The sequence below is a fragment of the Microcystis sp. M_QC_C_20170808_M9Col genome, from assembly GCF_007095495.1.
Classification (GTDB): domain Bacteria; phylum Cyanobacteriota; class Cyanobacteriia; order Cyanobacteriales; family Microcystaceae; genus Microcystis; species Microcystis aeruginosa.
The window spans coordinates 1-7,380 of sequence record NZ_SFBZ01000202.1; the positions used below are offsets into that span (position 1 = coordinate 1).

Genomic DNA, 7,380 nt, shown 5'->3' on the forward strand with positions numbered 1-7,380 from the left:
GAAAGGTTTGAAAAAGTCGGTAGAAAATCGTGTCGGTTTTCATGAGTTCAATCTATCCCTCTGGTGCGTCGCTGGCTTCTGGAGGAGTATTTTTGACTTCTTTGGGGTTAATTGCCTTCGGACTGCTAATAAAGAGCGATTTTAGCCAATTCCATCGCTTTTTTAGTAAGGATAGCATCGAAGAAAGGGGGAAAGAAGATAAGGAAATTATATCTCTACTGCCGAAAGTCGTCCCTCTACCGGTTCAAATTCGTCCTCTAGTAGCCAATTTTCCGCTTCCTCGTAACTCGCACCAGTGAATACCACCTGATAACCCTCGGAGGGATCGTACACGCGACAGTTTCCTGAAGATTCAGCGAGTAAAAGCAAGATATAGGGAGGAGATAGCAGCGGATCGATCCAAACCTCGGCAAAATTCCAATTATTATCGGTTAGGTTAGCTGCAGGGGATAACGTCCTAGGGGGTTTCTGCATCGATCCAATTTTTTCTAGAATGGGGAGAAAAGTAATTGCCATCGATCCATGATTCAGAGTATCTCGTCCTCTTGGTTGTCTGAGTATTCCTCGGCAGTTGCCGCAGGAATTTGCGCTATTTTAGTCTTTTTTGGTTGGTTATGCCTACACTTTAATCTGATCGGCCTGGCTTTTATCCTACTAGCGATCGCCTATGTGGTGGGAGGATACGAGAGTACCCAAGCAGGATTGACGACTTTATGGGAGGAAAAAGAACTGGATGTGGACCTGTTAATGATTGTAGCGGCCTTGGGGGCGGCGATTTTGGGACTCTGGGATAGTAATTACTATCTCATCATCGATGGAGCCGTTTTAATCCTGATTTTCGCTATTAGTGGTGCTTTAGAACAGATTGCCATGGCAAAAACCGATCGCAATATTCGTTCTCTCATGGCTATGACTCCCGATACTGCTAGATTAATCACGGGAGACAGGGAAAAAGAGGTTCCTATCAAGCAATTACGGATCGGTGATACAGTTTTGGTCAAACCGGGTGAATTAATCCCCATTGACGGCATTATTATGGAGGGAAACAGTCCCATTAATCAAGCGCCAATTACCGGAGAATCGCTTCCCGTGGATAAAACCATCGGGGAAGAAGTCTTTGCGGGAACTCTCAACGGTGCGGGAGTGCTACGTTTAAAGGTGGAAACTCCCCCCGAAAGTCGCTTAATTGAGAGGGTGATTCGTTTGGTAGAAAAAGCGCAAAATGAATCCCCTCCCTCCCAACAGTTTATCGAAGGTTTCGAGCGGGGTTATGCGAAAATTATCGTGATTTTGGGCTTTATTTTCGGGATTTTACCGCCTTTTTTCTGGGGTTGGACCTGGGAAACCACTATCTATCGGGCTTTAATTTTTCTCGTGGTGGCCTCTCCCTGTGCTTTAATGGCCTCGATTATGCCAGCTTTGTTATCGGGTATCGCTAACGGGGCAAAACAGGGGATTTTATTCAAAAATGGCGCAAGATTGGAGATGATCGGCCGCATACGAGCGATCGCTTTTGATAAAACCGGCACTCTCACCCTTGGTAAGTTGCAAGTGGTGGAAATTATCTCTATCCATGCAGTCAGCGAAAATGAGGTGTTAGCGGTGGCTGCATCCCTAGAATCCTGTTCGGAACATCCCATCGGATCCGCTATTACCGCCACAGCCAGGGAACGTGGTATAAATTTCTTCAGTGCTAATCAGGTACAAGCGGTATCGGGACGGGGTATCACGGGAAAAATTGCCGATAAGTCGGTATCTGTGGGCAATTTTGCCTATATTCGTGACCATATTTCCGATCTTGACCAGAATATCTTAGCTATCCGCGAACGTTTACAAAAAGAAGGTAAAACCCTCGTCTGGGTAGTACAAGAGAATCAGATAATCGGTGCGATCGCCGTGGCCGATACCCTTCGTGAATCGGCAGTTAATCTGGTGAAGCAGCTAAAAAAGGTCGGTATCGAACATATCGTTTTAATTACGGGTGATAATCAACAAAGTGCCGATCAAGTCGCTGAAAAACTCGGCATTGAGGAGGTTTACGCTGATTTACTGCCCGAAGATAAGTTAACCGTTATCCAAAATCTGCAAGAAAAATATCACACTGTCGCTATGGTGGGGGATGGCATTAATGACGCGCCCGCTTTAGCTATGGCTAATGTGGGGATTGCCATGGGAAAAGCTGGTAGTGATGTCGCTTTGGAAACGGCCGATATTATCCTTATGTCCGATAATTTAGCCAAAATTCCCAGCGCGATTAACCTTGGTCGTCGTGCCAATCGCATCGTTAAACAGAATATCACTTTCGCCCTCGCATTTATCGGCATATTGCTAATAGCCAATTTTGCCGGTGATATAACTTTACCTCTTGGTGTCATCGGTCATGAAGGATCGACGGTATTAGTGACTCTAAGCGGTTTAAGATTGTTCAAATAGGGATAAAAATACAGAGAACTATGGGCGAAATCCAGGCAATCCGAGGCACAAAAGATATTTTACCGGCGGAGGTCGGTTACTGGCAGTGGTTAGAGGAAACTGCTGCCAGAATTTTAGGGACTGCGCTGTATCAAGAGATACGAACTCCCATTTTTGAACAGACGCAACTTTTTGAACGGGGTATCGGGGAAGCGACGGACGTGGTGGGTAAAGAAATGTACACTTTCTTTGATCGCGGTCAACGTTCCCTGACTTTGCGACCGGAGGGAACGGCTGGGGTCGTTCGCGCCTATATTGAACACAAATTACAGGCCGCTGGAGGAGTACAAAGACTCTGGTATCAGGGGCCGATGTTTCGTTATGAACGTCCGCAAGCGGGTAGGCAGCGACAGTTTCATCAAATCGGGGTCGAATTGTTGGGAAGTGATGATCCTAGGGCGGATGTGGAAGTAATTACCCTTGCCAGCGAGATATTAAAAGCTGTGGGGCTAGAAAACCTAAAATTAGACCTTAATTCCCTGGGAAATGCCCAAGATAGGCAAAATTATCGTCAGGCCTTGCTAGATTATTTGACTCCCTACAAAGCTGATTTAGACGCGGATTCTCAACAGAGATTAGAAAAAAATCCCCTGCGAATTTTGGATAGTAAGGACGAGAAAACAAAAATTATCTGTGAGAATGCCCCCAGTATTCTTGAACATCTCGGCAGTGATTCTCAAAAGCATTTTGAACGGGTGCAATCTTTACTAACCGATTTGGGAGTTATCTATAATCTTAATCCCTGTTTAGTGCGCGGATTGGACTATTACACCCATACGGCCTTTGAAATTCAGTCCGATGATTTAGGCGCTCAAGCCACGGTTTGCGGTGGGGGTCGTTATGATGGTTTAATAGCTCAATTAGGTGGTCCAGACACACCAGCAGTGGGTTGGGCGATCGGTTTAGAACGTCTGATTATATTATTACAACAAAAGCAATCTTTATCTTTTTTGGTTCCCGATTTTTATCTCGTCTCCAAAGGAGAAAAAGCTGAGGCGCGCAGTGCGGTATTAGCGCAGCAATTACGCGGATTGGGGTTTAGCGTCGAGTTAGACTTAAGCGGCAGCGCTTTCGGGAAACAATTTAAACGGGCCGATCGAGCTAAGGCGGTGGGCTGTATAATTTTGGGGGATGCTGAGGCTGAAAATGGCACGGTACAACTGAAATGGATGGCCACCCAAGAACAAATTAGTCTAACCCAAGCGGATTTACTGACACAAGCAAGGGAATTAAAAGCGCAAATCTCTCGGCACAAATCCTAAGTTTTAGCGTCATGGCCAAACATTAGGCCTAGGCTAGGATTATGGAATTTATACTGCAAAAACAAGGGGAGAATCACGGACACACAATTTCTAATAATTCTCTAGAAATTGTCTCGGGAAACTATCGTCTCTTGGCCCGTCTGGATTCTCCTTTTGCTCATATTGAAGTGCGTATCGATTACGAATCTCCCGAAAGTAGTGAAAGATATACTCATTATTATCGATCGGATGCCGGGGGTTGGCTAGAAATTTTTTCCTATCGAGATTTAGGAATAGGTAGCTGGAAAATTCGCTGTTATGGGGATATTCTGGCAGAATTGGGGGGGCAAGGTTGGCAAGAAATGTTAACTTTAATTGTTACTCCTGTTAAGATCAATTATCTGGCTCAATTAGAACAGTTAATTAAAACCGAAATTGAACCTTTATTAGCACAAGAATCCTCTCCGGAGATGGTAAAATTAGAATTTGCTGATTTAACCAATAATTACGCCTTTGTTTTTGATTTATGCCTACCGGGGCAAACAATGACCGCTAGAGAAGGGGTAACTCTAGAACTGCCGGAACCTGCTAATATGAAAAAGAGCCTTCAAAGTTTATCCAATCGCAATTCTGCACCCCTACCCCCGAAAATATCCGGTTCTAATTCTCGCCGAAAATCACCGCAACTTCCCCCAATTCCTAAAAATAAATAACCTGATAGTATGTAATGATGAGGTGAGGCAGCAACTTAAACCTAAGATTTTTTCAAGAACTTCTGACGAACTCGCGAGATTAATATGTCTAATTCTGGTAACTTCAATAACATCGCACCGAGGAGGAATAAACCCACCGCTACCGTTGAGGCAAAACCTAACTGTAATAATTGTAGGAAAATATTACCAGCACCGAAAACCTTTTCCCAACCCCAACTAGCTCCCCAACTAACAACACCAGAAAGCATTGTAATTACCGTTAATCCCAATAAGGATAAACCCCATTCTCCCAGAGGTAAACCCCCTAAACGACGATTTAAAATCACCGTAAAAATGCCCATGGAAAGGATATTAACCCCCACGGTTGCTAAAACAATCCCCGGAGTACCAAAAGGTTTATACAAGAGGAAATCCAGCACACCATTGAGAAAAATATTCACCATACTCACCTTAAAGGGAGTGTCGCCATCACCCAAAGCATAGAACACTCGTACTAATACATCGCGGCCGAGATAGAAAAACATCCCGAAACCGTAGGCCATTAATACGGGAACCACCTGTTCCGAGGCAGCCAGATTAAAGGCACCCCGTTGATAGATAACTCGCACTACCGGGAAAGCGAGGGCGATAAAGATAGCCGTGAAGGGTAACATGGTTAAAGCCGTCAATAATAAACCCTGACGGATTCTTTGCTTCAATTCTCCCCAATTTTCCGGTTCCGTCAGTCGAGAAAATATCGGCATAAACGGCACGAGAATCATGTTGGACATGATGCCTAAGGGCGTGAGAACGATAAAACTGGCGTAACGCATGGATGCGGCGGCATTTTCGATAAAAGAAGCGAAAAAGAGGTCAGTATAAACGTTAATATGCAACATTCCCGAAGATAAGGTCGCCGGAATCATCACCCGCAACACCTCCGACACCCCCGGTATCCGCCAATCCCAACGAAATGTTAATTTTCCTAAACCTGCCTTGACTTGTGCGCCCACTTGTGCTAACCATTGCCAGAGCGCCCCGACGAGAGTACCGCCGGCGAGGACAAAACCCCCCAGTTGAATATATTGCGGCTCATCAATGCGATCGCCAAGTGACCAGGCCAGCAAACCCACCCCGATAATCACCGCTACACTGGAAAAAAGCGGACTGAGACTCGGTAGCCAGTATTGATCCGCCGCGTTGAGAGTACCGAAACCGATGCCGATTAAACCCGCTAAAACCGCCATGGGGGCCATAATTTGCAGTTGTTGAATGGCCATACTGCGGGTGGCGGCATCTAAACCGGGGGCGAGAACATCGATAAAAATATTGGCAAAAACGATTAAAAAGACGGTGACAGCTAATAAAATCGCGCTGACTAGGGTGGTGACAGTCTCGACAATCGGCGCGGACTCGGATTTATCTCTTTTGGCCAAAACACTGACCAAAGCGCTATGAAAGGGGCCGTTAATGCCACCGAGGAGAATTAACAGAAAACCGGGGATAACGTAGGCAAAAGCGTAGGCGTTCACCACCGGCCCAACACCGTAGGCAGCGGCGATTACCTGTTCGCGGACTAAACCAAAAACCTTACTGATTAAGGTGGCAACGGCGACAATTCCGGCAATACCGGCTAAGGAACGGGTAGCTTTCTTACTAATGACGACACCTCGAAAGAAAACAACTGCATTGATCGATTCTACCCGTTTCTGTGTTCCCGCAGAAAAGCGCTCTCTAGTTGTCAAATTTAATTTGACTGGAATGTATAACACCCATTTCCCCCCAGACATCCGTATCATACCAAGGGCCAACCGAACCATAAATATTGATGGTTCTACTCTTGATCACGAAAATCGCCCGTTCAAGAAAACTTAACAATGCCCACCAGCGATCGCAGTTGCCAAGGCTAAAGCGATCGCACTGGATGAAAGGATTTCTCATGCGATCGCCAAAGGTTTAAGGATGCGAGGGATTGATGTTACAATGTCTTCAGAGGAAGGACTGATTGGGGCTTCTGATCAAGAGCAATTAGCTTATGCTTTGTCGCAAGGCTGAGTTGTTTTCACGTTTCATGTATCTGATATTGGCAGCAGCGATCGCCGATGATTAAGTTTTGGTTTTTAAATTTAAGATCAGTTTTGGAGACATGAAGAAAATTTGACCAGGTCTTTTTTCTGTAGTTATTTAGAAGTAGAGGTTGAATTAACCGATGAGCGAGAACAGCATATTATTGTTCGCCATCCGGGTACATTACCCGATTATGAGGAGCAATTAGCCCAGACTTTAGCTGATCCAGATTTAATTCGTTCTAGCGATCACGATGAAAAGGCGTTGTTATTTTCTAAGTGGTTTTCAACGATTCGGACGGGACGATTTTTAATTGTGGTGGTGGTTTCCCAATCTAATCTTAGTCGTCATTGGATCGTGACTATATACACAGCCCGAAAAATTACAGGGGGAATAATGGTATGGAAAAAAATCTAACTTTTCGCTATGACCCGACGGGAGATATTCTTTATGTAGATGTCTGTTCTCCCTATGCAGATCAAGAGTCGGAGGAGATTGGGGATGAAATTGTCGCTCGTCTAAATCCGACTTCTGGGGAGATTGAGAATTTGGAGATTTTATTTTTCTCGAAACGCTGGAATCAATCCTTACCGTTACAATTGCCGATTGATGCTGCTTTTCGATTAGTGGGATAATGGGACGCACCCTACGCAATCGGCGATCACACTGTTTTGACAGTTCAAGCAACGGCAAGATTGGTCGGCATGGCGTAACGTAATATTATAAAAATATGTCGTATTCAAGAGTAAAAAGACTTGTTAGATAGCATACTCAGTCTAAAAAAAATTGGGCTCTTCGGGAATTGTTATGCAAATAATTAACTTAAAATAAAATTCGATGAGAGCGCCTACGCTCAAAAGTAGCTGAAATCCATACAGGTAAGGACTTAAGGCACAAACAGGTTAATA

Annotated in this window: 9 protein-coding genes; 6 read left to right on the top strand and 3 right to left on the bottom strand. The window is 44.8% G+C overall.

Annotated features, from left to right (window positions below):
* Positions 1 to 207 precede the first annotated feature (207 nt).
* Positions 208 to 516 carry a hypothetical protein gene (locus EWV68_RS11910; RefSeq protein ID WP_061431173.1) on the bottom strand — a complete coding sequence of 103 codons (309 nt, stop codon included), beginning with the start codon at positions 514 to 516 and terminating at the stop codon, positions 208 to 210.
* 6 nt (positions 517 to 522) lie between these two features.
* On the opposite strand from EWV68_RS11910, the gene EWV68_RS11915 reads away from it, so the two are divergent.
* The 3 genes from EWV68_RS11915 to EWV68_RS11925 are packed head-to-tail and all read left to right on the top strand — an operon-like array spanning position 523 to position 4,426.
* A complete protein-coding gene (locus EWV68_RS11915) occupies positions 523 to 2,433 on the top strand; it encodes a heavy metal translocating P-type ATPase (protein ID WP_287169896.1) in 1,911 nt (636 codons plus the stop codon).
* Positions 2,434 to 2,453: 20 nt separating this feature from the next.
* On the top strand, positions 2,454 to 3,734 hold the full coding sequence (gene hisS, locus EWV68_RS11920; RefSeq protein WP_287169898.1) for a histidine--tRNA ligase: 1,281 nt from the start codon (positions 2,454 to 2,456) through the stop codon (positions 3,732 to 3,734).
* Positions 3,735 to 3,775: 41 nt separating this feature from the next.
* Positions 3,776 to 4,426 carry a hypothetical protein gene (locus tag EWV68_RS11925; RefSeq protein ID WP_287169899.1) on the top strand — a complete coding sequence of 217 codons (651 nt, stop codon included), beginning with the start codon at positions 3,776 to 3,778 and terminating at the stop codon, positions 4,424 to 4,426.
* Positions 4,427 to 4,467: 41 nt separating this feature from the next.
* Here the strand turns inward: EWV68_RS11925 and murJ are convergent, their stop codons facing one another.
* Together murJ and EWV68_RS11935 are read right to left on the bottom strand one after the other, a co-directional pair.
* Entirely contained in the window at positions 4,468 to 6,195 is a 1,728-nt protein-coding gene (murJ, locus tag EWV68_RS11930; RefSeq protein ID WP_287169901.1) for a murein biosynthesis integral membrane protein MurJ, read from the bottom strand.
* Complete coding sequence (locus EWV68_RS11935; RefSeq protein WP_287169902.1) at positions 6,140 to 6,346, bottom strand: hypothetical protein; 207 nt, start codon at positions 6,344 to 6,346, stop codon at positions 6,140 to 6,142. Before EWV68_RS11935 ends, murJ begins: the two co-directional genes overlap by 56 nt.
* A 21-nt stretch (positions 6,347 to 6,367) precedes the next feature.
* On the opposite strand from EWV68_RS11935, the gene EWV68_RS11940 reads away from it, so the two are divergent.
* From EWV68_RS11940 to EWV68_RS11950, 3 genes are all read left to right on the top strand, one after another.
* Positions 6,368 to 6,460 carry a hypothetical protein gene (locus EWV68_RS11940; protein ID WP_287169900.1) on the top strand — a complete coding sequence of 31 codons (93 nt, stop codon included), beginning with the start codon at positions 6,368 to 6,370 and terminating at the stop codon, positions 6,458 to 6,460.
* 102 nt (positions 6,461 to 6,562) lie between these two features.
* Positions 6,563 to 6,889: a hypothetical protein gene (locus EWV68_RS11945; RefSeq protein WP_002797545.1), complete on the top strand. Its 327-nt coding sequence runs from the start codon at positions 6,563 to 6,565 to the stop codon at positions 6,887 to 6,889.
* Positions 6,874 to 7,107: a DUF2283 domain-containing protein gene (locus EWV68_RS11950; RefSeq protein WP_002769319.1), complete on the top strand. Its 234-nt coding sequence runs from the start codon at positions 6,874 to 6,876 to the stop codon at positions 7,105 to 7,107. Before EWV68_RS11945 ends, EWV68_RS11950 begins: the two co-directional genes overlap by 16 nt.
* Positions 7,108 to 7,380: the final 273 nt, after the last annotated feature.